The sequence below is a fragment of the Gordonia amicalis genome, from assembly GCF_022059885.1.
Classification (GTDB): Bacteria; Actinomycetota; Actinomycetes; order Mycobacteriales; family Mycobacteriaceae; genus Gordonia; species Gordonia amicalis.
Genome location: NZ_CP091855.1, coordinates 3,639,483 through 3,663,379 on the forward strand (window position 1 = coordinate 3,639,483; position 23,897 = coordinate 3,663,379).

The following is a 23,897-nucleotide window of genomic DNA, read 5'->3' on the forward strand; positions in this document are numbered from 1 at the left end:
GGTGCCACCGTGTCCGCCCGGACGAACAGTCAGGTCAGGTCGGTGAGCAGCGCCGCCACCGCGCGCCCGGCCTGTCCGATACAGGCCGGGACGCCGACGCCCGCATACGACGAGCCGGCGAGCACGAGACGGCGAGGGCGGGCCTCGGCGAGCCGCGCCATGGCGGCCAGGTGTCCCGGTCCGTACACGGGCAGCCCGTCGGTCCAGCGCTGCACGTACGTGTCGACGACGTGCGGCGAGGCGGGTGCCACGCCGGCGGCCCGGCAGACCTCGTCGAGGTCCTCGAGTGCCTCGGTCCGCAATCGGTCGTCGACGCCGGGTTCGTCGTCGACGCTCGGCACCGGGGCACCGAACCGGCCGAACGACGCCCGGACCGAGACGGGCGCGTCGTCGTGTGACAGATGCGCCCACTTCTGCGAACTGAGGGTGAAGGCCTTGGCGCGCAGACTTTCTCCGGTGCCGACCAGGACCCCGGAGTGATCGGGAAGCGGGGTTCCGGGGGCGAGCGCGATCGAGATCACCACCGACGACGCGCCCTGTACCGCCCGCAGCGGGGCGGCGAAGTCGGCCAGCGAACGACGCAGCAGGTGGCCGGCCATCCAGGCGGGGATCGCGAGGATCACACCGTCGTAGTCGCGGACGTCGTCGCGTGCAGGACCGCCGACGTGCAGCGTCCAGCCGGTGGCAGTCGGCTCGAGCTCACGGACGTGGGCGCAGAGCTCAGGCCGCACCGCCGCAGCCTGTTGCAGGGCGTCGAGGAGGACCCGGTAACCGCCCACGAGGGTGCCGAAGACGGGACCCGAGCCGGTGGCGTCGGCGACGAGACCGGCGACGGCGTCGGTGAGATTCGCCACACCGGCGTCGAGACGCGCGGCGAGGGCGGGCAGTGCTTCCCGGAGACCGATGTCGCCGGCGAGGCTCGAATAGACTCCGCCGAGCATGGGATCGACGCTGCGGGCGACCACCGATGGGCCGAAACGTTCGGTCACGAGGTCCCCGACCGTCGGGTCCGCGGACGGGTCCCAGTGCCAGGGGCGATCGGGTTCGGTGCGGATGAGTTCGAGGTCGGCCGGATCGGCGAGGCCGGCGACCGCGTCGGGCGTCGCGGGGATACCCATCACCGCCGGCGTCGGCAGCGGGTGAAGGCGACCGCCGGACCAGACGGCCGGTCGGCGCCCGGTCGGTGAGACGACCCGATCCCCCAGCCCGAGTTCGTCGACCAGGCCGAGAGCCTCCGGCCGCCGCACGATGAACGCCTCGGCCCCGACGTCGACGGCCTGTCCGCCGACCGTCGTGGTGTGCAGGACGCCGCCGAGCCGCTCACCCGCTTCCAGAACGTCGATACGTGCGTCGGCGCCGAGTTCGCGCCGCAGTCGGTACGCCGCCGTCAGGCCGGAGACACCTCCGCCGACGACCGCGATCCGGGGCCCGGCACTCATCAGAGGCTGTGGACCAGTTCGACCGTGCGGGTGAGGACATCCGGATCGGTACCCGGAAGCACCCCGTGGCCGAGATTGAAGATGTGGCCGACGGCGCCGGCCGCGATCGCCCGGTCACCGTCGGCGACCACGCGGCGGACCTCGCTCTCCACGACCTCCGGTCCCGCGAAGAGCAGCGTCGGGTCGAGGTTGCCCTGGACCGCCTTGCCCGGTCCCACTCGCCGTACGGCCTCGTCGAGCGGCACCCGCCAGTCGACACCGATGACGTCGGCCCCGACGTGGGCCATCGGCGCCAGCAGCTCGCCGGTCCCGACGCCGAAGTGGATGCGCGGGACCCCGTACCCGGCGACCTCCGCGAGGACACGGGCACTGTGCGGCGCCACGAAACGCTGGTAGTCGGCGGCCGACAGCATGCCCGCCCAGGAGTCGAAGAGCTGGATGGCGTCGACGCCGGCCTCGAGCTGGACCTGCAGGAAGGCGATGGTGATGTCGGCCAGGCGCGCCATCAGCTCGGCCCAGGTCTCCGGATCGCCGTGCATCATCGCCTTGGTGCGCTCGTAATTGCGGCTCGGCCCACCCTCGATGAGGTAGGAGGCGAGGGTGAACGGCGCACCGGCGAAGCCGATCAGCGCGGTGTCGCCGAGTTGGGCGAGCAACAGCTCGATGGCGTGGGAGATCGCCCCGACCGAGGCGGGCTCCAGACGCGGGATGCGCGAGACGGCCTCCGCCGACCGCACGGGTTCGGCGATCACCGGGCCGGTCCCGGCCACGATGTCGAGGTCGATCCCCGCGGCCTTGAGCGGCACGACGATGTCGGAGAACAGGATCGCGGCGTCGACGTCGTGACGGCGGACGGGCTGCATCGTGATCTCGCACACCAACTCGGCGTCGAAGCACGATTCGAGCATCCCGTGGTTCGCGCGGATCGCGCGGTACTCGGGCAGGGAACGGCCCGCCTGCCGCATGAACCACACCGGACGGCGTGACGGAGTCCCACCCGTGGCCGCGGCGACGAGCGGCAGGTGCGACCGATGGACCCGAGTACCAGTTACGTTCGACATCACCGCTTACTCTGCCATGTCGACGTTCCGCACGGATCAGGGCAGGGACTTCACCCCGCGTCCCCATTTCCGGGGGCGGTGAACCGGCGCGCCTCCGCCGCTGCCAGGCGCGACACACCTACGGTCGAACGGTGACTTCTTCGGGAGCTCCGGACGAGCCTGGTGATTTCCGCGCGGCGGTGGAGTCGCTGCATGCTGCCCGCGTCCGCCGTGAGATCGAGGTCGGGCCCATCCGCCCGCCGCAGCGCCTGGCGCCGTACAGCTACGCGGTCGGCGCCGAGGTGCGCCCGCCGGACGACCCCGACGTCGTTCCCACCGATTCCCAGGGCTCCGCGTTCGGACGACTGATCCTGCTGTACGACCCCGCCGGTCAGGACGCCTGGAACGGCACGATCCGCCTCGTCGCCTATCTGCAGGCCGAGGTCGAGGCCGCACTGGCGATGGATCCGCTGCTGCCCGAGGTGGCCTGGAGCTGGCTGTCCGACGCCCTCGGTGTGCCGGTCGGCGAGAGCAGCACCCCCGAGCACTCCGGGAACGGCCCGTCCCTCGACGGCACCGCCCGCCGCATCGAGGTGACCGCGCTCGGTGGAACCGTCACCTCCACCACGTCGGTGCGCTACGGCGACATCGCCGGACCGCCGCGCGCCCACCAGCTCGAGGTCCGCGCGTCGTGGACCGCGTTGACCGCCGAGGGTCTCAACGGACACCTCGAAGCGTTCTGCGAGGTGCTGGCATCGGCTGCCGGCCTCCCGCCGACGGGCGTGACCCGACTCGGCGCGACGTGAGCACCGTGGACACACCACCAGAGAACCCGACGCCGGAGGACGAGGCTCCCGAGGTCGAGCCGCTGCTCGCGCCCGCCGGCGGTGTCCCGCCGGTGCTGTCGACCGCGGCGGAGTTCGCCGACGCGGCGCGAGCACTCGCGGCGGGCGAGGGCCCCATCGCCGTCGACACCGAACGCGCCTCCGGCTACCGCTATTCGCAGCGTGCGTATCTGATCCAGATCAAACGACGCGGTGCCGGCAGCTTCCTGCTCGACCCCATCGCCGATCCCGGGGCCCTCGCCCCGGTGATCGACGCATTGCGCGGTCCCGAATGGGTGCTGCATGCCGCCGATCAGGACCTCCCGTGTCTGCGCGAGCTGGGTTTCGAGTGCGTCGAGCTGTACGACACCGAGTTGGCCGGTCGACTCCTCGGCCTGGCGAAGGTGAACCTGGCGGCCATGGTCGCCCAGTTCCTCGGCCTCGGCCTGCTCAAGGGTCACGGTGCGGCGGATTGGTCGCGACGGCCCCTCCCCGACGAATGGCTGAACTACGCCGCGCTCGACGTCGAGGTTCTGGTCGAGTTGCGGGACGCGATGGACGCGGCGCTGGCCGAATCCGGCAAGGACGGCTGGGCTCGTGAGGAATTCGCCTACGTCCTGTCCCGTCCGCCGGCACCGCCACGCACCGACCGATGGCGCAAGACCTCGAACATCCACACCGTGAAGTCCGCCCGCGCCCTCGCCGCGGTGCGCGAATTGTGGATGGCGCGTGAGGAATTGGCCGAACGGCGGGATGTCGCCCCGGGCCGGGTGCTGCCCGACACCGCGATCGTGAACGCCGCCACCGCCGACCCCCGGTCCAACTCGGAGCTGACCCGCCTGCCGATCTTCGGCGGTCCCCGCCAGCGACGCCAGGCCGGGATCTGGCTCAGTGCCCTCCAACGGGCCCGCGAACTGCCCGACAACGAGTTGCCGGCCCGCAAGACCAACGGCCCCGGACTGCCACCGGTGAGTCGCTGGGAACAGCGCAACCCGGAGGCCGCGGCCCGGATGCAGAAGGTGCGTCCCGCTCTCAAAGAGGTCGCCGAGAGCCGCAACCTCCCGGTGGAGAACCTCCTCGCCCCCGATGTGGTCCGCCAGCTGTGCTGGGACGGACTGCGGAAACCGGTCACCACCGAGGCGGTGGACGCGCATCTCGCCGCCGCCGGAGCCCGTCCCTGGCAGCGGCGGCTGAGCGTCGACGCGCTGACCGAGGCCCTGCGCGGGGGCGGCGCGACCGAGACCGGCGACGGACCCGAATAGGCAGCGGCCGACCTGGGTAAGAGACTCCCCGACAGGCACGACCTCGCACCAGGCACGACCTCACGGAATGGGAGCACTCAGTGGCCACAGTCTCGGTCGGCATCGACTCGGACCTCGACCCCAGCGCGGCCTGGGCACTCGCCGCCAACCTCTCGCGCTTCGACGAGTGGATGACCATCTTCGGCGGCTGGAAGTCCCCGGTCCCCGCCACGATCGACGAGGGGACGAAGGTCTCGTCGCTGATCAAGGTGAAGGGGTTCCGGAACGTCATCCACTGGACCGTCACGCAATACGACGAGCCCAGGCTGATCGCGCTCGCCGGCACCGGGCGCGGCGGCATCCAGATCGACCTCGCCATGAAGGTCGACGAGATCGCCGACGGTTCCTACTTCGATCTGTCCGCCGAGGTGTCCGGCGGATTGCTCAACGGACCCGTCGGGAGCCTGGTCGCCAGGGTGCTGGAGTCCGATGTGCACAAGTCGATCTCGAATCTCGCCACCCTGCGCTGAGAGCCCGGGCCGAGATCGACCGTCACCGGTCGACGCGCACGGTGGCCGCGCGGGTGATCGCGGGCGCCGAATGAGTCTCGCGGAAGATGCGCCGCTGACGTGACGCGCCGTTCCCCTCGCTCCACGTCCGGCGCAGCGCGGCGTCGACCTCCTCGCGCTGTCCCAACCGGTTCAGCGCCGGTCCGACCACGGTGACGAGCTCAGAGATCCTGGTCCAGGCGGGCATGCGCCCGCCCGTCACGGGATCGAGTGCGTCACCGTCGAGACCGTCATGGGCCGCCTTCGAGTAGGCGGCCGCCAGCACCATCGGATCGAGTGTGGCCGAGACGGATTCGGCCCCGCGCTCCACGTCGTCGAGCGCGGTCATCACCGCGGCGCGGACGATCGTGGCGAAGGCCCGGGCCTCGTCCACGCGCATCTGCACATCGGCCACGCGGATCTCCACGGTCGGGAGATGATCCGACGGCCGGGCATCCCAGTAGAGCATGTGCGGGTCGAGGATCACACCGGTCGCCACCAGCAGCTCCACCAGCTCGGCGAAATGGGCCGCCGATCGCAGGTGCGGCGGCGGACCCGCGGCCGGCCATCGGGACCACAACACCGACCGCCAGCTCGCATGACCCGAGTCGGCATCACGGTAGATCGCGGAGTTGGCCGTCAGGGCGAGCAGCGCGGGTAGCCACGGGCGCAGCCAGTTGCACACCGCCACGGCGGCGTCCCGGTCGGGTACGCCGACGTGGACGTGACAACCGTTGATGCCCTGTTCGTGGGCGAGCATGCCGTATCGTCCGGCCATCGCGCGATACCGCGGCGTGTCGGTCACCGGGAAGGATTCCGGGACCCGCGGCGGCAGTCCGCATGCGACGACGTCGACCCCCACGTCGTCGGCAGCCGCCGCGACGATGCTCCGCAGCCGGTACAGGTGATCACCGATCTCCTTGGCGGTGTCGGAGGTCGGCGTGGCGATCTCGACCTGACATGAGGTGAGCTCCAGGGCGAGGTCGAGTCCACGAGCCGAGGCCGCCGCGGCCACCTCGCGGTTGCGTGCGACCGGACGTGCCGTCTCGCGGTCGACGAGGACGAATTCCTCCTCGACACCCAGCGGCGGCACCTGCCCGGCCACGTGTCCTCCGATGTCAGTCCTCGGCGCGGCTCTCCGCGGGATCGGCGGGGTTCTCGAGCTGGCGTTCCAGCGCGGGACCGGCCTGCATTCCCGCCACCGTCGCGGTGATCGAACGGGCGAGGTCCTGGGCGGTCAGACCGAGCTCGCCGAGGATCTCCCCGCGCGAGGCGTGCTCGATGAATGTCTGCGGGATGCCCTTGATCTGCACCGGAACCGGTACCTCGGCCGCCGAGAGTGCTCCCGCGACAGCCGATCCCACACCACCGCTGACGCATCCGTCCTCGAGGGTCACGACCAGGCGGTGACGACGGGCGACCTCGACCACCGAGGTCGCGACCGGCAGTACCCAGCGCGGGTCGATGACCGTGGCCTCGATGCCCTGCCGGGCCAGGCGCTCTGCGGTGTCGACGGCCAGGCTGCAGAAGGCGCCGACCGCGACGATGACCACATCGCCGGTCGCCGGACCGAGATCGTGGTCGCTGCGGTGCAGCACGTCGACACCGTCGTCGAGTCGTTCGACCGCCCGGATGTCCTCCGGCACCGCACCTTTGGGGAAACGGAGCGCGGTCGGGCCGTCGTCGACGCCGAGGGCCTCGTCGAACTCCTCGCGCAGCCGGACCGCGTCACGCGGCGCGGCCACCCGCAGGCCGGGAACCATCGCCATGAGCGACAGATCCCACATGCCGTGGTGGCTGGGCCCGTCGGGTCCGGTGATGCCCGACCGGTCGAGGACGAGGGTGACCGGTTGTCTCAACAGCGCGACGTCCATCAGCAGCTGATCGAACGCGCGGTTGAGGAAGGTCGAGTAGATGGCCACGACCGGATGCAGGCCGCCGAGGGCGAGGCCCGCCGCCGAGGTCATCGCGTGCTGTTCGGCGATGCCGACGTCGAACATGCGGTCCGGGTAGCGCTCGCCGAACGGCGTCAGTCCGGTTGGTCCGGGCATCGCAGCGGTGATCGCGACGACATCGGGACGGTTGGCGCCGGCATCGAGCAGTGCCGCGGAGAAGACCTTGGTCCAGTCCTGCGGGGCGACGCTCGTGGGCCGGCCGGTGACCGGGTCGATGATCCCGGTGGCGTGCATCTGATCGGCCACGTGGTTCTCGGCGTGGGCATAGCCCATGCCCTTGCGGGTGACGGTGTGCACGATGACCGGGCCGCCGAAGTCACGGGCATGCCGCAGAGCCGACTCGACGGCACCGACGTCGTGTCCGTCGACGGGTCCGACGTACTTGAGGCCGAGGTCGGTGAACATCGCCTGGGGCGCCAGCAGGTCCTTGAGGCCGCTCTTCACACCGTGGAGCACCGCGTAGGCGGGTTCGCCGACCACGGGCATCTGCTTCACGACGCGCCTACTCTCGTCGAGGAACTTCTCGTAGGCGGGCTGCAGGCGCAGACCCGAGAGGTGACTCGCCAGGCCGCCGATGGTCGGCGCGTAGGACCGGCCGTTGTCGTTGACGACGATCACGACGGGCCGGTTGCACGCGGCGATGTTGTTGATCGCCTCCCAGCACATACCGCCGGTGAGCGCACCGTCGCCGACCACCGCGACGACGGTTCGGTCCGGCTGCCCGGTCAGTTCGAAGGACTTGGCCAGGCCGTCGGCGTAGGAGAGGGCCGCCGAGGCGTGCGAGGACTCGATCCAGTCGTGTTCGGATTCCGCGCGCTCCTGGTAGCCGGTCAGGCCGCCACGCTGGCGCAGACTGTCGAACCCGTCTTTGCGGCCGGTCACGATCTTGTGGACGTAGCACTGGTGGCCGGTGTCGAAGAGGACCGGATCGTGCGGTGAGTCGAAGACACGATGGATCCCGAGGGTCAGTTCGACCACCCCGAGGTTCGGTCCGAGATGGCCGCCGGTGGCCGCCACCTTCTCGATCAGGAACGTCCGGATCTCGGAGGCGAGAGTCTCCAACTCCGCTTCCGCCAGTGACCGCAGATCGGCCGGCGAGCTGATCCGGTCGAGCACACTCATCGTTTCCTCCATCGCGCGACGCCGCCGGAGACACCCCCGGCCCATAACCCGTCAGTCTACGGAAGCATTCGGATCCACCCCGCCCCGCGGATGGTCGACGGACCCACACCGCGGGTGACGGCTCAGGCCGGCACCAAACACGCGACCGCCTCCACATGGTGTGTCAGCGGGAAAGCGTCGAAGCCGCGGACCTGCGCGACGCGATATCCGGAACGGACGAAGAGACCGAGATCACGCGCGAACCGCGCCGCATCACAGCCCACGTGCACCACCACGGCCGGTCGGGCGGCGGTGATCGCGTCGACGACGCGCTCGCCGGCACCGGTACGCGGCGGATCGAGGACGACGATGTCGGGCGCCTCGCCGAGGGCGTGGATCCGGACCGCCACCTCACCCCGGTGGGTGACCACGCGGTCGCCGTCGTCGGCGAAGGTCTCCGACGCGGCCGCCAGCGCACCGGCGTCGGAGTCGACGATGTGGACCTCGTCGAGGCCCGTGTCGTATGTGTCCAGCAGGGCGCCGGCGAACACCCCCGCACCGCCGTAGAGGTCCCAGGCGACCCGGGGGCCGGAATCGAGATGTTCACCGACGAAACCGACCACCGTGTCGGCGTAGGTCTGCGGCGCGGCGCGGTGCGCCTGCCAGAATCCGGTCACCGGGATGTTCCACGAGCGGCCGCCGACGCGGTGCACCGCGAACTCGGCGCCCTCGACGACGACCTGTGCGCGGGGTCGGGAACGGCGCCGACGGTTCTGCTGAGCGCGCCGGCGGGGGTCGCCGTGACGAACCTCGGCGATCGGCGCGAGTTCGGTGATGTGCCGGGTGCCGTCGGCGTCGAGGACCACCGCCAGCTCGGCGTGCGGCGTGAACCGGCGACCGGCGAGGTCGTCGACCATCCCCGCCGCCGGCTGTACGCAGACGTCGTGGATCACCGCGGAACCGCGGAACGCGCGCTGCCCGGCGCGACCACGTCCGTCGACGGCCAGCCGCGTCCGGATGCGCCAGCCGGTGTCGGTTCCGGGCAACCGGTCGACCCCGCGGGTCGCGAGGTCGGTGTCGGCGATCGTCGCCTCGTCGAGATGGCCGACCCGGCTCAGGACGTCGAGCAGCACGGCCTGCTTCAGATCGCGCGCATGCCCGGGTTCGATGTGCCCGAGGTCGCAGCATCCCGCTCCCCCGGCCGCCGCCGGGCACGCCACCGGAATCCGATACGGCGACGGGTCGAGGATCTCGACGGCCTCGGCCCGCCAATACGAGTCGTGACGGTCGTCGGTGATCTCGGCGATCACACGCTCACCGGGGATCGCGCCGCGTACGAACAGCACCCGGCCGTCGGCACGGCCGACGGCCTCCCCGCCGTTCGCCGGACGGTCGACGGCGACCTCGACCCGGCGCGCCGGGGGCGATGGCGTCATGGGGTGCGCTCCGATTCGCCGAGGGCGCGGCGGGTCTCACCCGGCGCCCAGTACCTCTTGGTCTCCTTGCGGCGGTCCGACGACGTGAGCTGCCAGGGCACCGAGGTCACCATCACCCCGGGCTCGAACAGCAGGCGCCCCTTGAGCCGCAGCGCGGACTGGTTGTGCAGGATCTGCTCCCACCAGTGTCCGACGACGTACTCGGGGATGAACACGGTCACCACGTCGCGCGGCGACTCCCGGCGCACACGCCGCACGTAGTCGATCACCGGCCGGGTGACCTCACGGTACGGGGAGGCGATGACCTTCAGCGGGACCGTGATGTCGCTGGCCTCCCACTCGGACACGAGTTTGCGGGTGTCGCGGTCGTCGACGTTCACCGTGATCGCCTCGAGGACGTCCGGTCTCGTCGCCCGGGCATAGCGCAGGGCACGCTTGGAGGCCATGTGCAGACTCGACACGAGAACGATCGAATGCGTCCGGCTGGGCAGCACGCCCTCGTCGTCGGTCTCGGCCCGATCGAGTTCACGTTGTACCGACGCGTAGTGGTGGTGGATCAGCTTCATCAGCACGAAGATCGAGACCATCGCCAGCACCGCGATCCACGCGCCCGCGGTGAATTTCGTGATCAGGACCACCACGAGGACCGTCGCCGTCATCACCAGGCCGATCGAGTTCACCACCCGCGACTGCACCATCCGGCGCCGGGCGCTCGGGTCGGTCTCGGTGCGCAGCAGACGCGTCCAGTGCCGCACCATGCCGGTCTGACTCAGCGTGAACGAGACGAACACGCCGACGATGTAGAGCTGGATCAGCGCGGTCACCTGCGCGCCGAAAGCGACCACGAAGATGATCGCCGCGACGGCCAGGAACAGGATGCCGTTGCTGAACGCCAGCCGGTCACCACGGGTGTGCAGCTGACGCGGCAGATACCGATCCTGGGCCAGCACCGAACCGAGCACCGGAAAGCCGTTGAACGCGGTGTTCGCGGCCAGCAACAGGATCAGCGCCGTCACGGTCGCGACGAAGAAGAAACCGGCCGGGAACGAATCGAACACCGCGTGCGCGAGCTGCGCGATCATCGCCTTCTGCTGGTAGCCCTCGGGAGTGCCGACGAGGTCCTGGGCGGGATCCATCACGTACTTCGCGCCGATCTCCTGGGCGAGGAGGACGATGCCGAGCAGCAGGGTGATCGAGAAGCCACCGAGCATCAGGAGCGTGGTCGCGGCGTTGCGCGACTTGGGTTTCCGGAAGGCCGGTACGCCGTTGCTGATGGCCTCGACCCCCGTCAGCGCGGCACACCCGGAGGAGAACGATCGGGCCACGAGGAACGCCAGCGCGAGCCCGGTGAGGTTGTCCTGTTCCGCCACGATTCCGAAGTCGGCGGTCTCCGAACGGATCTCCTCGCCGAGGACGAAGATCTCGGTGAAGCCCCAGATGAGCATGCCCAGCACGCCGACGATGAAGGCATAGGTCGGGATGGCCAGCACCGCCCCGGATTCCTTGATGCCGCGCAGGTTCACCGCCGCCAGGATCACGATCGCCCCGACGCAGAACCAGACCTTGTGCTCGTTGACGAACGGAACGGCCGAACCGATGTTCTCCGCCGCCGAGGTCACCGACACCGCCACCGTCAGGACGTAGTCGACCAGCAGGGCGCTGCCGACGGTGAGGCCCGCATTGGGTCCCAGGTTGACGGTGGCGACCTCGTAATCGCCACCACCCGACGGATATGCGTGCACGTTCTGCCGGTAGCTGGCGACCACCACCGCGAGGACCACGGCGACGGCGATCGCAACCCACGGGGTGAAGGTGAGAGCGGTGATCCCGGCGACCGAGAGGACCAGGAAGATCTCCTGTGGCGCATACGCCACGGAGCTCATCGCGTCGGAGGCGAAGACCGGGAGGGCGATGCGCTTGGGTAGCAGGGTGTGGCCCAGCTTGTCGCTGCGGAAGGGCCTGCCGAGCAGGAGCCGCTTCGTCGCAACGGACACCTTGGAGACGGTGGACACCAGGCAACCCTAGAGCGTCCGCGTCGTGGCGGGTAGGTTCGACTCGCGGCACGCACGCCGCATCGGGAGAGGAATGTCGTGCAGGTAGTCATCATGGGTTGCGGGCGGGTCGGATCGTCGCTCGCGATGGCGATGCAGAAACGCGGACACGACGTCGCGATCATCGACCGGGACCCGTCCGCCTTCTCGCGGTTGTCCGCCGACTTCGCGGGCCGCACGATCACCGGCGTGGGGTTCGACCGGGACATCCTGGTGAAGTCCGGGATCGAGCACGCCGACGCCTTCGCCGCGGTCTCCTCCGGTGACAACTCCAACATCATCGCCGCGCGGGTCGCCCGGGAGACCTTCGACGTCGAACGTGTCGTCGCACGCATCTACGACGCCAAACGCGCCGAGGTCTACGAACGGCTCGGCATCCCGACCGTCGCCACGGTGCCGTGGACGACCGAACGGTTCGTCTCCGCGCTCGGTGAGACGGCGACGGCGGAGTGGCGTGACCCGTCGGGTTCGCTCGCGGTCGCCGAGGTCGACGTCCACGAGTCGTGGATCGGGGTCTCGGTAGGCAGGTTCCAGGAACAGACCGGTGCCCGCGTAGCCTTCCTCAACCGGGTCGGCCGACCGGTCCTGCCCGACGCCAAAACCGTTCTCCAGCAGGACGACGTGATCTATGTCGCCGTCCTGCTCGACAATCTGGTCAACGCGCGCCGAGTCGCCGCGGAACCGTTCACCCATCCCGAATCCTGAGTGACGAGGAGTCATCCGTGAAGGTCGCCATCGCCGGAGCCGGCGCGGTCGGGCGCTCGATCGCCCGCGAACTCCTGGTCAACTCGCATGACGTCACCCTGTTCGAGCGGAAGGCCGACCACGTCGACCCGGACGCGGTGCCGGGCGCGAAGTGGATTCTCGCCGACGCGTGCGAGCTCACGAAGCTCGAGGACGCGCAACTGCAGACCTTCGACGTGATGATCGCCGCGACCGGTGACGACAAGGCCAATCTGGTCGTGAGCCTGCTCGCCAAGACCGAGTTCGCGATCAACCGGGTCGTTGCCCGGGTCAACGACCCGCGCAACGAATGGCTGTTCGGCGACGACTGGGGTGTCGACGTCGCGGTCTCGACCCCGCGCCTGCTCGCCTCCCTCGTCGAGGAGGCGGTGTCGGTGGGGGATCTGGTCCGGCTCATGACCTTTCGACAGGGCCAGGCCAATCTCGTCGAACTCACCCTGCCCGCGAACACACCGGTGGCGGGCAAGCCGGTCCGCAAGCTCGAGCTACCGCGGGACGTGGCACTGGTCGCGATCCTGCGCGGCGGGCGTGTCATCGTGCCGCAGAGTGACGACCCGATCGAGGGCGGTGACGAACTGGTCTTCATCGCGCCGGCCGAGGCGGAACCCGCGCTCTACGACGCCATGCGGATCACGCGCTGACGGTCTCCTCCTCGCGGACCGCGCGGCGGACGAGCAGGACGGTCGCGAGCACCGCCAGGGCCGTCAGCGGCCATCCCATCGCGATCCGCGCGAAGGCCAGCCATCCGGTGGCGCCGAGGTCGTAGAGCTCGGACTGGGTGAGATAGCGTGCCGCGAAGACCAGTGCCCACAGGGCGGTGGCGATGTCATAGGCGCGCAGCGTCCGGCCATGCCTTCGCCAGGCGGTCCCCTGCCCGTTCACCAGATGCCAGGCGACGCCGATCAGGGGCCAGCGCACCAGGATGGAGACCACGAACAGCACCGCGTAGACGAGAGTGGTCCAGATCCCGAACAGGAAGTACCCCTTCGCGTCCCCCACGCGACTGGCGATGAACACGCAGATCGCGACGCCGAGGAGGCCGGAGATCGCCGGGGTGAGACCTTCGCGGCGGATGATCCGCACGCCGAAGACGAGGGCTGCGGCGGCGAGCGCGGCGACGATGGCGGCCCGGAGGCCGAGGAACGAGTTCACCGGTACGAACACCACGACCGGAACCGTGGAGTAGATCAGCCCGGAGACGCCGCCGATCTGTTCGAGCACCGTCGGGGTCGGGGCGGGACCCGAATCCGGTTCGACGTCGTGGCCGATGGACTCGTCACCCGGCTCGCCGGTGTCGCTCGTGGGTGTCACTCGTCGTCGCTGCCCTGCAGCTCGTAGTAGGGGTTGTAGATCACCTTGTGACCGTCCTGCAGGGCGAGACGTCCCCGCACGGTCACCTTGCGGCCGGGTTCGATACCCGCGATGCGATTGCGGCCCAGCCACTTGAGCATGACGATGTCGGAGCCGTCGAAGAACTCCGCCTTCACGCCGGCCTTGGCCGCGCGTGAACACGTCTCCACCGCACGCAGCTCACCGTGCATGGTGACCTCCTCGCCGCGAGTGCAGTCCGACGCGCGTTGTGCGCCCGTCGCCTTCGACTCCTCCGCGATTCGCTCCGCTTCGACGTTCCCGAGATCTTCGGTGAGTCGGCGGGTCAGACGCTTGAGATAACCAGCAGTGGTGGGCATCCCAACCTCCCAATGGATTTCAGCCGGGCACCAGGCTTTCGCGTCAGCGTCCGTGGCCACCGAACGATTGATCGGTGACTGTCCGCCAGCGTAGACCCGGCATCGGCCGGTGACAACGTGGACGACCGGGGCTCACCCGCAGTCCCGGGACACCCTAGGGGATGATCTCCAGGTGCCCTGCATCCGGATGAACTTTTGATGCCCCACATGGACCGTCCGTCCACACGAACACCCACCGCGCTGGTGGTGATTCCCGGGACCGGCTCCGATGCCGACCACGTCACACGTGCCTTCGGTCACGCCGCGGCGATGCTCGGAGTCGAGCTCGTGGCGCTCGAGCCGACGCCGGATCTGGTCGCCGGCCATCGGCGTGGTCTCGAACGTGCGGCCGTCGAACACGACTCGGTTCTGGTCGGCGGGGTGTCGATCGGCGCCGCCATCGCCCTCGAATGGGCACTCGCCGACACCGGCGACCGATGTGCGGGCGTGTTCGCGGCCCTGCCCGCCTGGAGCGGCGACGCCGATTCCGCGCTCGCCGCGGCGAGCGCACGGGCGACGGCCGATGCGATGGAACGCGACGGGCTCGACGCAACGGTCACCGCGATGGCCGCGAGCAGCCCGGACTGGCTGGCCGCCGAACTCTCCCGCTCCTGGGGACGCCTGCACCCCGAGGTCATCGGACAGCTACGCGATGCCGCGGACTACTCGGCGCCCACACCGGAGCAGATCACCCGACTCACCGTTCCACTGGCACTCGTCGCGGCCCCGGACGACGCCATCCACCCGATCGCGGTCGCCCGCACCTGGCATGACGCCGCGCCGCGTTCGGCACTGGTCGAGGTCACCCTCGAGGGGTGGGGCCGCGATCCCGCGCTCCTCGGCGACAGTTGCCTCGCCGCATACACGCGCCTGTCGAGGTGAGACCCCGTCCGCAGCGGATTCAGCGACGACGGAAGAAGCGCTGCATCGCCGAGCCCGACGACGGCGGCAGCGGGGCGTCGTCCTCGGGGTCCGGGTCGGCGGTGACCGACGGATCGTCGTGGCCGCCCGAACCGCCCTCGGCCGGGGCGTCGGTATAAGTGTTCTCGCCGTAGACCGCGGCGTGCGCCACCTGGTCCAGCGCTCCCCCGGCGACGGCCTCCGACTCGTCGTCGGAGCCGGCCACCTCGCCGGTAGGTGTCTGGGGTCCGCCCGGGGCCTCCGCGCCCGCCTCCGCCTCGGCGAAGATCTGCTGCTGGGCGGCGGCCACCTGATGGGCGAGGACCGGCGGCAGGACGATCGGAAGCGGTTCCCGCGGCGGGTGCGGATCCGAACCGCGACGCACGACGGTCTCGGCCAGCACGGCACGACTCAGGCGCGCGAGGTCCTCGGCGCTCTCCGACGGCCCGCTACCGACACAGCGCACCAGCCACCGGGGGCCGTCGACGCCGATGAAGCGATGCGTGGCGCCCTCGACCTCGGCCACGACCTCCCGGCCCCAGTGGCCGTCCTCGATGCTGGTCGTAGCGCCGCCGTCACGCAACGACTCGGCCAGTTCGCGGACCACCTCGCGCCACGTACCCGGCGACTTGGGCGCCGCGAACGCACTCACCGAGATCCGGCCGATCGGGGTGACCAGATAGACGTTCTGCGGCTGGTGCGCCTCCGACATCTCGACGGTGACCTGCCCGCCCTCGACCACCGGGACGAGCACCGACCCCAGGTCGAGGTGGGAGTTCTCCAGCTCGTGGGGTTCCGTCGCGAGGGCGTCGATGTCGTAGGGGCCCAGTGCCTGACCGACCCGCAGTTCATCCGAACCGTTCTTCGTCATCGTCTACTCCTCGTCAATCCGCGTTCCGTGTGAACAGTAATCGACGCGGCGTCGGACCGACCTCGGCGTGTCGTGCTCAGCTCAGGATGGCGTGGCCGCCGCTGGATCCGTATCCGCCGTCGCCGCGGCTGGTGTCGTCGAGTTCCTCGACCTCGACGAAATCGGGAAGCTCGACGCGCTGCACGATCAGCTGCGCGATCCGGTCACCGCGCGAGATGGTGATGGACTGCTCGGGGTCGAGGTTGATCAGGCACACCTTGATCTCCCCGCGGTAGCCCGCGTCGACGGTGCCCGGGGTGTTGACGATGGAGAGGCCGGCGCGCGCGGCCAGTCCGGAGCGCGGGTGGATCAGGCCGACGGTGCCGAACGGCAACGCGATCGCGATCCCGGTACCGACCAACTGACGTCGTCCCGCCGGCAGTTCCAGGTCGATCGCCGAGCACAGGTCCACGCCCGCATCCCCGGGATGTGCTCGGGTGGGCAACGGCAGATCGGGGTCGAGTCGACGTACCGCGATGGGCGGCAGAGGGGGAAGAGCTGTGGTCACGCACGCAGACTACGCTGGTCACCGTGACCGCACCCCAATCGCCTGACAACACCGGCGGCACGTCGGAGAATCCGGCGGCTCGCCGGGACGCTGGTTCCGCGGACCTCTTCGACGAGCGTCTCACCGTGCCGTGGTGGTGGTGGCTGGCCGCCGCCGTCGTGACCGGTGTGGTGGGCTACGAGATCCAGTTGTCCGCCCACGGCAGCAAGTGGAGCGTGATCGGCTACGTCGTCACCGCGATCCTCAGCGTCCTGGTGCTGTGGTCGATGAGCCGTACCCGCGTCCGGGTGACCGCCGACCGCGAACTCCAGGCACATCGCGCCCGCCTGCCGCGGGCCGTCGTCGCCCGCGGGGCCTCCATCCCGGCGACCGCCAAGAGTGCCGCCCTCGGCCGTCAGCTCGACCCCGCCGCCTATCTGGTGCACCGCTTCTGGGTGAAGACGATGGTCCTCGTCGTACTCGACGACCCCGACGACCCGACCCCCTACTGGCTGGTGTCCACCCGGCGCCCCGCCGAACTGCTGGCCGCCCTCGACCTCCCGGATGCCGCGGCCGACCGCCCGTCGGCAGGCGCCTGACCGATCGACCCGCACCCCCATACGACGAAGGGGCCGCGCCTGATGGCGCGGCCCCTTCGTCGTCAGGCCCTGTGGGTCAGGGAGTCGTCGTTCACTTCCGCGGGTGTCCCGCGGATCTCATGCGCAGTCGACGCAGATCAGCGAGTTGCCGTTCTCCTCCGCCAGCCGGCTGCGGTGGTAGACGAGAAAGCAGCTGGTACAAGTGAATTCGTCGGCCTGCTTCGGGACGACCCGAACCGACAGCTCTTCGCCGGAGAGGTCCGCACCGGGCAGCTCGAAGGACTCCGCGGTGTCGCTTTCATCCACGTCGACCGCCGCGGACTGCGCCTCGCTGCGGCGGGCCTTCAGTTCCTCGAGCGAGTCTTCGTTGAGGTCCTCGGCCTCGGTGCGTCGTGGCGCATCGTAATCAGTAGCCATTGTGTGCCTTACTTGTTCAGAGAGTGAGGGGGCGCTCTCGGTTCCGGCTCGTGGCCGTCACCTGAGGGTGTGCGCACGACTCCGCCGGGATTGTCTTGCCGGTGGGGTCACTACAACGTCGTCTCGAGCACGATTCGTACCCAAGAATCCGGCGTATTGTGTGACTTCGGTCACGATTTGATGTCGGCTGCACCCCGAGGCTGGAAGCGCGGGCGCCCGAAGAATAGACCATGCCCGGTCAATCGTCAATGTGGCAACGCGAACTCGTCCGGAATCTCGCGATTCAGGCAGGTCGGACGCCTCGGAGACGGCGAGACACGGCTCCCGCGGCGAGGCTCGCACCCACCGTGGGATCGACCCTCTAGAGTGTTGCGGAGATTGCGCGGGGCGTCGCTCCCGGTGAAGTACATCCGCTCGAGCAGTGCGCCCACGGCGTGGTCGAGTGGGAAATCCCAGTGAGGAGTCGTTCCACGGTGGTCTCGAAGATTACGACCGGCTACCCGACCGACGAACAGGGCCGCCCGTATCCGCGGCGCCGGTACGCCCCGGCGATCATCACGGTGGTGGTCCTGCTGGTCCTCGGCGTCGTCGTCTGGGCGATCGTCCTCGGCGGCGACAACAGCGAATCGGTCCCCACCGCATGCAATCAGCCCACTCCGTCGACCGCGGTCGAACCCGGCGCACAACAGCCGGCCGAACCGCCCGTCCTCACCCAGGTCCCGCGCGACGAGATGCTGGAGGTCGCTCCGGCCGCACTGTCGACCTTCCAGGTCCGGGTCCTCAACGCATCCGAGGAACGGGGCGCTGCCCGGTCGGTGTCCGAGGACCTCGCGGCGCAGGGATTCACGCCGGCCGCCGACACCCCGTTCGCCGACGATCCCGTCTACGCGAACCGAGATCTCAACTGCGTGGCGCAGATCCGGTTCGGGCCCGCCGGCCGTGCCGCCGCGGCGGCGACCTGGCTCGCGTTCCCCTGCGCCCAGCTCGTCGACGACGGACGCCGTGGCACCGGGGTCGATGTCGCCCTCGGCACCTATCACTCGGGCGGCGAGCTCTCCCAGGACGCGCAGGCGACACTCGAGGCGCTGCGGTCGGCCGACCCCAAGAACCCCGAGACCGGCGCCGATCCCGCGTTGGTGAAGGCGGTCCACTCGGCTCCGTGCTGAATCGGCCCCACCGACCCCGCTAGGTCAGCGGTTCCCGGGCCCCGGCCCCATCGAGCAGGGCGAGGAACTCGTCGGCGATCCCCGGCGCCACCGCCACGGTGATGTGCCCCTCGTCCGCGCGCGAGTCCGGTGGCGGCGTCACCACGACCGCACCCGCCTCGGCGGCGATGAGACCACCGGCCGCCCAGTCCCAGGGACTGAGACCGTGCTCGTAATGAGCGTCGACGGCGCCGGAGGCCACCATGCACAGGTCGAGTGCCGCGGCACCGATCCGCCGGATGTCCCGCACCCGCGGGAGCAGGTCCGCGACGATCCGTCCCTGCGCGCGCCGACGGTCCGCGGCATAGCCGAAACCGGTTGCCACGAGGGCGAGTTCCGCACGATCGACGGGGTTGCACCGCAGCGGTACGCGCAGGCCGTCGCCGTCGGCCACCCAGGCACCGCCACCGAGGGTGGCGCCATAGACCACCTCGCGCGCCACGTCGACGACGACACCGGCGACCGAGCGGCCGTCGACCTGCGCGGCGACCGACACCGCGTAGGCCGGGACCCCGTACATGAAGTTGACCGTGCCGTCGATGGGGTCGACCACCCAGCGCACTCCGGACGGGACGGCGCGACTCCCACCGTGCTCCTCCCCCAGGACCTCGTCGGTGGGCCGGGACTCGTGCAGGCGCTGCCGGATCAGCCGTTCGGTCTCGGTGTCGGCGACGGTGACCGGGTCGGTTTCCGTCGACTTCGTCGAGACGGGGTTCACGGCGGCCGAATCGACGGGTGCCGCGTCCGCTGTCGGCGGCGTTGTCGCACCGAACAATTCGGGTCGGCGGCGGCGCACGTGGGCGGCCGCCTCCTGCGCCACGTCCACCGCGATGGCGGCCAGTTCGTCCACCGGAATTGTCTGATCCACGTGTTCCATGTCAGCACATCGGCGGCCGGGGCCGCTCACCGGTGACGTGAAGTGCCGCATCCGGAGGATGCCGCGCGGGCGGCTGCGGGCGCCGATAGCCTGGTGTCGATCACCGCCGGCCCGGAAGGGGACTCCGCCATGACCGAAACGCCCGCCACCGACGATTCGCCGTCACCCACTCATCTGGGCTTCGGCGTCGACGTCGGCGGCTCCGGAATCAAGGGCGGCATCGTCGATCTCGACTCCGGTGAACTCGTCGGCGATCGATTCAAGGTGCTCACCCCGCAGCCGGCCACCCCGGAGGCGGTCGCAGCCGCCGTCGCCGAGGTCGTCGCCCATTTCGACTGGGCGGGTCCCGTCGGCATCACCCTGCCGGGCGTGGTCACCGAGGGCATCATGCGGACCGCCGCCAACATCGACAAGGGGTGGATCGGTACCGACGTCTACGAACTGTTCAGCCGGCACCTCGGGGGTCGCGCGGTGTCGGTGCTCAACGACGCCGACGCGGCCGGGATGGCGGAGGACGCCTACGGCGCCGGCAAAGGTGTCGACGGCGTGGTGATGTTGCTGACGTTCGGCACCGGCATCGGGTCGGCGATCCTCATCAACGGCAACCTCGTGCCCAACACCGAGCTGGGCCATATGCAGGTCGGCAAGAAAGAGGCCGAGCACCAGGCGTCCTCGCGGATCAAGGAGGAGAAGGGTTGGTCCTACGAGAAGTGGACCGAGAAGGTCTCCGACGTGCTGAAGGCCTACGAGGCACTGTTCTGGCCCAAGGTGTTCATCGCCGGCGGCGGCATCAGCCGCAAGGCCGACAAGTGGATCCCGCTGCTCACCAACCAGACCCCGGTCGTGGCGGCCACGCTGTTGAACACCGCCGGGATCGTCGGCGCGGCGATGGCCGTCTCACAAGGCCTCAAAACCTAGGCCGCGCCTGGATTGACCAGGGCTTTGTCACATCGGACCGGCCGATGTCGTTACAATGGTCGTCACCGGTCATCTGAACCGAGAAACCAAGCCCTTGTCCACGGCGGCTCGTGCTGCCGTGTCACGTCTCACAAGACTCGACAAAGACACCGCAGAAGAGAAGTTCGAAAGGTTGTACGTGGCAGCCATCAAGACCCGCCAGGGGGACGCCGAGGCCGACGAGACCCAGTCGACCACCGCCTCGACCGAAGCCCCGGCCAAGCGGACCGCCAAGAAGGCTGCGAAGAAGACCGCTGCCCGTAAGGCGCCTGCGAAGAAGGCAGCAGCGAAGAAGGCCACCAAGAAGGCAGCCCCCAAGAAGGCTGCCAAGAAGGCCACCTCCGCCGAGGGTGTGGACAACACCGACGCCGAGCCCGACGATCCGGACTCGATCGACGACATCGACGGTCCCGACGCCGATCTCGAGGACGTGGAGATCGACGACGACCTCGAGGTCGACGACGAGGACGACGCCGAAGACTCCGACGACGAGGACGAGGAAGCCGAAACGGCACCCGCCGGCGCCAAGACCCCGGCCAAGGAGTCGGCGAAGACCGAACCCGCCGCCAAGTCCGGCGACTTCGTCTGGGACGAAGAGGAGTCGGAGGCACTTCGCCAGGCCCGCAAGGACGCCGAGCTCACCGCGTCGGCCGACAGCGTGCGTGCCTACCTCAAGCAGATCGGCAAGGTCGCCCTCCTCAACGCCGAGGAAGAGGTCGAGCTGGCCAAGCGCATCGAAGCCGGCCTGTTCGCCACCGAACGTCTTCGCCGCATGATGGACTCCGGCGAGAAGATCAGCACCGCGCAGAAGCGCGACCTGAACTGGATCTCCCGTGACGGCAACCGTGCGAAGAACCACCTGCTCGAGGCCAACCTCCGACTGGTCGTCTCGCTCGCCAAGCGCTACACCGGCCGCGGCATGGCGTTCCTGGATCTCATCCAGGAGGGCAACCTCGGTCTGATCCGCGCGGTCGAGAAGTTCGACTACACAAAGGGTTACAAGTTCTCGACCTACGCCACGTGGTGGATCCGCCAGGCCATCACCCGCGCGATGGCCGACCAGGCCCGCACCATCCGCATCCCGGTGCACATGGTCGAGGTCATCAACAAGCTGGGCCGGATCCAGCGTGAACTCCTCCAGGACCTCGGCCGCGAGCCGACGCCCGAGGAGCTCGCCAAGGAGATGGACATCACCCCGGAGAAGGTGCTGGAGATCCAGCAGTACGCCCGGGAGCCCATCTCTCTCGACCAGACCATCGGCGACGAAGGCGACAGCCAGCTCGGCGACTTCATCGAGGACTCCGAGGCAGTCGTCGCGGTCGACGCGGTGAGCTTCACTCTCCTCCAGGACCAGCTGCAGTCGGTGCTCGAGACGCTCTCCGAGCGCGAGGCGGGTGTCGTGCGTCTGCGCTTCGGTCTCACCGACGGCCAGCCGCGCACCCTCGACGAGATCGGCCAGGTCTACGGCGTCACGCGTGAGCGCATCCGCCAGATCGAGTCGAAGACGATGTCCAAGCTGCGCCACCCGTCGCGGTCGCAGGTCCTCCGGGACTACCTGGACTAGTCACGCACTCTCCGTCGCCCCCGTTGCCGTCACTCGGCGACGGGGGCGAACGCGTTGTCGGGGCCGAATTCCGGGTTCGCAGATCGAGCAGGGCATGTCGACTTCTGTCAAGGGTTGTACGCGGAGAGATTCCGAGACGGGCCGACAGATTCTGTTTCCGCAGGTTGCTGCGTACGCTGACCCGGTGCCGTATGCGTTGACGTCGTCCGGGAGCAGCCCCCATGGTCCCCTCTCGGCGAGTGGTCCCCTTCTGGTGACCCGCCCCGCCGTCGATCTGCTGCGGGTGGCCTCGATGCTGTGTCGCTGATGCGACCGACCCCACCCGGGACCGTCCTGTCCCCACCCGTCATCGCGAGCCCTTCGTGCGCTCGTCCCAGCCTCGGCGCGCCCTGACCGCGTGCCAGCCCCGAAAGATCCTCCATGAGAACGATTGTCCTGATCGGCCTCGTCGGCCTCGCCGCCCAACTCGTCGACGGCAGCCTCGGTATGGCCTACGGCGTCACCACCACCACGCTGCTCCTCGCGATCGGCACCAACCCGGCCGCGGCGTCGGCCACCGTCCACCTCGCCGAGATCGGCACCACGCTGGTGTCCGGTGTCTCCCACTGGAAGTTCGGCAACGTCGACTGGCGCGTGGTCCGCCGCATCGCCATCCCGGGTGCCATCGGCGCCTTCCTCGGTGCGACGATTCTCGCCAATCTGTCGACCGAGGCGGCCGCACCCCTCATGGCCGTCATCCTGCTGCTGCTCGGGCTCTACATCCTGATCCGTTTCACCTTCCAGGGCATCCCCCGACACAACCTCGGCAAGCCGCTGCGCAAGCGCTTCCTGAGCCCGCTGGGCTTCGTCGCCGGCTTCGTCGACGCCACCGGTGGCGGCGGCTGGGGGCCGGTCGGTACCCCGGCGATCCTGGCCAGTGGCCGGCTCGAGCCCCGCAAGGTGATCGGTTCGATCGACACCAGTGAGTTCATCATCGCCGTCGCTGCCAGCCTCGGCTTCCTGTTCAGCCTCGGCTCCCAGGGCATCAACTTCGCGTGGGTCGGTGCCATTCTCGTCGGCGGTGTCATCGCGGCCCCGATCGCCGCCTGGCTGGTCCGCCACATCCCGCCGCGCCTGCTCGGCGCCTCGGTCGGCGGCCTCATCGTCCTGACCAACACGCGCAGCCTGCTCAAGAGCGACTTCATCGACGCCCCCGGCGGTGTGCGGAACATCTTCTATGTCGTCATCGCCGTCGGGTGGGCGGCCGCCTTCGCCTACTCGCTCCGCGAATACCTGCGCGACCGCGAGAACGAGTCCTCCGACGCGATCACCCACTTCCGCGAGGAGCAGGAGGTGGCGCTCGTCGGCGCCGACACCGATGCGCAGGTGCCGGATGCGGACTCCGATGTCGCCGGCTCCCAGTCGCCGACCCCAGCCGGCTGACAGCAGCCTGAAACGGTTTCCGGCAGACGTTGTCACATTGTTGCCCGAGGTAAACGGTGAGTGACGACACACCGATGGCACCTGCCGGAACAATACGAACCCGCCGAACGTCTGACAGAGTGAGGTTGACGCATCGCCCGGATGTGTCGGCTCGAAGGGAAGGCGACCGGACACCGGCGCCGGACCGGGACGGAGGAACCATGACTGACATCGCCACCACAGCCCCGATCTACCTGCCGCTCACCGCCGCCGATCGCTGTGATCGCTGCGGCGCAGCAGCCAAGGTACGTGCCGTCCTGCCCAAGGGCGGCGAGCTTCTCTTCTGCCGTCATCACTTCAACGAGCACGAAGCGCGCCTGGTGGAGCTCAGCGCCACCGTGGTCGAAGCCGCGGGCGAACTGGTCTGACACTCGTCATGGCCTGACGGGCGACAGCCACAGACGAAGAAGAACC

24 protein-coding genes are annotated in these 23,897 nt (G+C 69.5%); 12 read left to right on the forward strand and 12 right to left on the reverse strand.

Features of this window, described 5'->3' with window-relative positions:
• Positions 1-29: 29 nt before the first annotated feature.
• Together IHQ52_RS16620 and hemE are read right to left on the reverse strand one after the other, a co-directional pair.
• Positions 30-1,439, reverse strand: a complete 1,410-nt coding sequence (locus IHQ52_RS16620) for an FAD-dependent oxidoreductase (RefSeq protein ID WP_238063626.1) — start codon at positions 1,437-1,439, stop codon at positions 30-32.
• Complete coding sequence (gene hemE / locus IHQ52_RS16625) at positions 1,439-2,500, reverse strand: uroporphyrinogen decarboxylase (protein ID WP_006436512.1); 1,062 nt, start codon at positions 2,498-2,500, stop codon at positions 1,439-1,441. The genes IHQ52_RS16620 and hemE overlap by 1 nt, the downstream gene beginning before the upstream one ends.
• Positions 2,501-2,631: 131 nt before the next feature.
• Between hemE and IHQ52_RS16630 the strand changes: the two genes are divergently transcribed.
• The 3 genes from IHQ52_RS16630 to IHQ52_RS16640 all read left to right on the forward strand — a co-directional run bounded on the left by IHQ52_RS16630 (position 2,632) and on the right by IHQ52_RS16640 (position 5,074).
• A complete protein-coding gene (locus tag IHQ52_RS16630; protein ID WP_191834403.1) occupies positions 2,632-3,285 on the forward strand; it encodes a DUF3000 domain-containing protein in 654 nt (217 codons plus the stop codon).
• Between the two features lie 5 nt (positions 3,286-3,290).
• Complete coding sequence (locus IHQ52_RS16635; protein ID WP_006436510.1) at positions 3,291-4,565, forward strand: HRDC domain-containing protein; 1,275 nt, start codon at positions 3,291-3,293, stop codon at positions 4,563-4,565.
• A gap of 80 nt (positions 4,566-4,645) precedes the next feature.
• A complete protein-coding gene (locus IHQ52_RS16640) occupies positions 4,646-5,074 on the forward strand; it encodes a type II toxin-antitoxin system Rv0910 family toxin (RefSeq protein ID WP_006436509.1) in 429 nt (142 codons plus the stop codon).
• Between the two features lie 22 nt (positions 5,075-5,096).
• Here IHQ52_RS16640 and IHQ52_RS16645 read toward each other — a convergent pair whose 3' ends face one another.
• From IHQ52_RS16645 to IHQ52_RS16660, 4 genes are all read right to left on the reverse strand, one after another.
• Complete coding sequence (locus IHQ52_RS16645; RefSeq protein ID WP_238063627.1) at positions 5,097-6,197, reverse strand: carboxylate-amine ligase; 1,101 nt, start codon at positions 6,195-6,197, stop codon at positions 5,097-5,099.
• A 13-nt stretch (positions 6,198-6,210) separates the two neighbouring features.
• Positions 6,211-8,169 carry a 1-deoxy-D-xylulose-5-phosphate synthase gene (gene dxs / locus IHQ52_RS16650; protein WP_238063631.1) on the reverse strand — a complete coding sequence of 653 codons (1,959 nt, stop codon included), beginning with the start codon at positions 8,167-8,169 and terminating at the stop codon, positions 6,211-6,213.
• 122 nt (positions 8,170-8,291) lie between these two features.
• A complete protein-coding gene (locus IHQ52_RS16655; RefSeq protein WP_238063633.1) occupies positions 8,292-9,584 on the reverse strand; it encodes a class I SAM-dependent RNA methyltransferase in 1,293 nt (430 codons plus the stop codon).
• Positions 9,581-11,596 carry an APC family permease gene (locus tag IHQ52_RS16660; RefSeq protein WP_238063634.1) on the reverse strand — a complete coding sequence of 672 codons (2,016 nt, stop codon included), beginning with the start codon at positions 11,594-11,596 and terminating at the stop codon, positions 9,581-9,583. Before IHQ52_RS16660 ends, IHQ52_RS16655 begins: the two co-directional genes overlap by 4 nt.
• A gap of 78 nt (positions 11,597-11,674) precedes the next feature.
• Between IHQ52_RS16660 and IHQ52_RS16665 the strand changes: the two genes are divergently transcribed.
• A complete protein-coding gene (locus IHQ52_RS16665; protein ID WP_006436504.1) occupies positions 11,675-12,340 on the forward strand; it encodes a potassium channel family protein in 666 nt (221 codons plus the stop codon).
• Between the two features lie 17 nt (positions 12,341-12,357).
• A complete protein-coding gene (locus tag IHQ52_RS16670) occupies positions 12,358-13,020 on the forward strand; it encodes a potassium channel family protein (protein WP_006436503.1) in 663 nt (220 codons plus the stop codon).
• Here the strand turns inward: IHQ52_RS16670 and IHQ52_RS16675 are convergent.
• Positions 13,010-13,690: a DUF3159 domain-containing protein gene (locus tag IHQ52_RS16675; RefSeq protein ID WP_024498523.1), complete on the reverse strand. Its 681-nt coding sequence runs from the start codon at positions 13,688-13,690 to the stop codon at positions 13,010-13,012. The genes IHQ52_RS16670 and IHQ52_RS16675 overlap by 11 nt on opposite strands.
• Positions 13,687-14,067 (reverse strand): OB-fold nucleic acid binding domain-containing protein, encoded by a 381-nt coding sequence (locus IHQ52_RS16680; protein ID WP_006436501.1) that lies wholly within the window; start codon positions 14,065-14,067, stop codon positions 13,687-13,689. The genes IHQ52_RS16675 and IHQ52_RS16680 overlap by 4 nt, the downstream gene beginning before the upstream one ends.
• A 198-nt stretch (positions 14,068-14,265) precedes the next feature.
• Here IHQ52_RS16680 and IHQ52_RS16685 point away from each other — a divergent pair, with 198 nt between their 5' ends.
• On the forward strand, positions 14,266-14,988 hold the full coding sequence (locus IHQ52_RS16685; protein WP_024498522.1) for an alpha/beta hydrolase: 723 nt from the start codon (positions 14,266-14,268) through the stop codon (positions 14,986-14,988).
• Positions 14,989-15,007: 19 nt separating this feature from the next.
• On the opposite strand, the gene IHQ52_RS16690 is transcribed toward IHQ52_RS16685, so the two are convergent.
• Together IHQ52_RS16690 and dut are read right to left on the reverse strand one after the other, a co-directional pair.
• On the reverse strand, positions 15,008-15,877 hold the full coding sequence (locus tag IHQ52_RS16690) for a DUF3710 domain-containing protein (RefSeq protein WP_024498521.1): 870 nt from the start codon (positions 15,875-15,877) through the stop codon (positions 15,008-15,010).
• A 76-nt stretch (positions 15,878-15,953) separates the two neighbouring features.
• Entirely contained in the window at positions 15,954-16,424 is a 471-nt protein-coding gene (dut, locus tag IHQ52_RS16695) for a dUTP diphosphatase (protein WP_024498520.1), read from the reverse strand.
• Between the two features lie 23 nt (positions 16,425-16,447).
• On the opposite strand from dut, the gene IHQ52_RS16700 reads away from it, so the two are divergent.
• The gene (locus IHQ52_RS16700; RefSeq protein ID WP_024498519.1) at positions 16,448-17,002 is read left to right on the forward strand and encodes a DUF3093 domain-containing protein; all 555 of its coding nucleotides are present in this window, start codon (positions 16,448-16,450) and stop codon (positions 17,000-17,002) included.
• Between the two features lie 117 nt (positions 17,003-17,119).
• Here IHQ52_RS16700 and IHQ52_RS16705 read toward each other — a convergent pair whose 3' ends face one another.
• The gene (locus IHQ52_RS16705; RefSeq protein ID WP_006436496.1) at positions 17,120-17,419 is read right to left on the reverse strand and encodes a DUF4193 domain-containing protein; all 300 of its coding nucleotides are present in this window, start codon (positions 17,417-17,419) and stop codon (positions 17,120-17,122) included.
• A 473-nt stretch (positions 17,420-17,892) separates the two neighbouring features.
• Here IHQ52_RS16705 and cei point away from each other — a divergent pair, with 473 nt between their 5' ends.
• On the forward strand, positions 17,893-18,585 hold the full coding sequence (gene cei, locus IHQ52_RS16710; RefSeq protein WP_024498518.1) for an envelope integrity protein Cei: 693 nt from the start codon (positions 17,893-17,895) through the stop codon (positions 18,583-18,585).
• Between the two features lie 19 nt (positions 18,586-18,604).
• Here the strand turns inward: cei and IHQ52_RS16715 are convergent, their stop codons facing one another.
• Positions 18,605-19,501, reverse strand: a complete 897-nt coding sequence (locus tag IHQ52_RS16715) for an inositol monophosphatase family protein (RefSeq protein WP_024498517.1) — start codon at positions 19,499-19,501, stop codon at positions 18,605-18,607.
• Between the two features lie 129 nt (positions 19,502-19,630).
• On the opposite strand from IHQ52_RS16715, the gene ppgK reads away from it, so the two are divergent.
• The 4 genes from ppgK to IHQ52_RS16735 all read left to right on the forward strand — a co-directional run bounded on the left by ppgK (position 19,631) and on the right by IHQ52_RS16735 (position 23,851).
• Positions 19,631-20,419, forward strand: coding sequence for a polyphosphate--glucose phosphotransferase (ppgK, locus tag IHQ52_RS16720; protein WP_024498516.1), 789 nt, complete (start codon positions 19,631-19,633; stop codon positions 20,417-20,419).
• A gap of 55 nt (positions 20,420-20,474) precedes the next feature.
• A complete protein-coding gene (locus IHQ52_RS16725; RefSeq protein WP_081712414.1) occupies positions 20,475-22,022 on the forward strand; it encodes an RNA polymerase sigma factor in 1,548 nt (515 codons plus the stop codon).
• A gap of 420 nt (positions 22,023-22,442) precedes the next feature.
• A complete protein-coding gene (locus IHQ52_RS16730) occupies positions 22,443-23,444 on the forward strand; it encodes a sulfite exporter TauE/SafE family protein (RefSeq protein WP_024498514.1) in 1,002 nt (333 codons plus the stop codon).
• 200 nt (positions 23,445-23,644) lie between these two features.
• Complete coding sequence (locus IHQ52_RS16735; protein WP_006436490.1) at positions 23,645-23,851, forward strand: DUF7455 domain-containing protein; 207 nt, start codon at positions 23,645-23,647, stop codon at positions 23,849-23,851.
• Positions 23,852-23,897: the final 46 nt, after the last annotated feature.

What these genes read in the sequence shown, in the direction of transcription:
- ppgK (WP_024498516.1), top strand. Translation starts at nt 19,631, where the DNA reads ATGACCGAAACGCCCGCCACCGACGATTCGCCGTCACCCACTCATCTG.
- IHQ52_RS16620 (WP_238063626.1), bottom strand. Translation starts at nt 1,439, where the DNA reads ATGAGTGCCGGGCCCCGGATCGCGGTCGTCGGCGGAGGTGTCTCCGGC.
- IHQ52_RS16705 (WP_006436496.1), bottom strand. Translation starts at nt 17,419, where the DNA reads ATGGCTACTGATTACGATGCGCCACGACGCACCGAGGCCGAGGACCTC.
- IHQ52_RS16690 (WP_024498521.1), bottom strand. Translation starts at nt 15,877, where the DNA reads ATGACGAAGAACGGTTCGGATGAACTGCGGGTCGGTCAGGCACTGGGC.
- IHQ52_RS16730 (WP_024498514.1), top strand. Translation starts at nt 22,443, where the DNA reads ATGAGAACGATTGTCCTGATCGGCCTCGTCGGCCTCGCCGCCCAACTC.
- hemE (WP_006436512.1), bottom strand. Translation starts at nt 2,500, where the DNA reads ATGTCGAACGTAACTGGTACTCGGGTCCATCGGTCGCACCTGCCGCTC.
- IHQ52_RS16655 (WP_238063633.1), bottom strand. Translation starts at nt 9,584, where the DNA reads ATGACGCCATCGCCCCCGGCGCGCCGGGTCGAGGTCGCCGTCGACCGT.
- IHQ52_RS16725 (WP_081712414.1), top strand. Translation starts at nt 20,475, where the DNA reads ATGGTCGTCACCGGTCATCTGAACCGAGAAACCAAGCCCTTGTCCACG.
- dxs (WP_238063631.1), bottom strand. Translation starts at nt 8,169, where the DNA reads ATGAGTGTGCTCGACCGGATCAGCTCGCCGGCCGATCTGCGGTCACTG.
- IHQ52_RS16685 (WP_024498522.1), top strand. Translation starts at nt 14,266, where the DNA reads ATGCCCCACATGGACCGTCCGTCCACACGAACACCCACCGCGCTGGTG.
- IHQ52_RS16715 (WP_024498517.1), bottom strand. Translation starts at nt 19,501, where the DNA reads ATGGAACACGTGGATCAGACAATTCCGGTGGACGAACTGGCCGCCATC.
- IHQ52_RS16680 (WP_006436501.1), bottom strand. Translation starts at nt 14,067, where the DNA reads ATGCCCACCACTGCTGGTTATCTCAAGCGTCTGACCCGCCGACTCACC.
- IHQ52_RS16735 (WP_006436490.1), top strand. Translation starts at nt 23,645, where the DNA reads ATGACTGACATCGCCACCACAGCCCCGATCTACCTGCCGCTCACCGCC.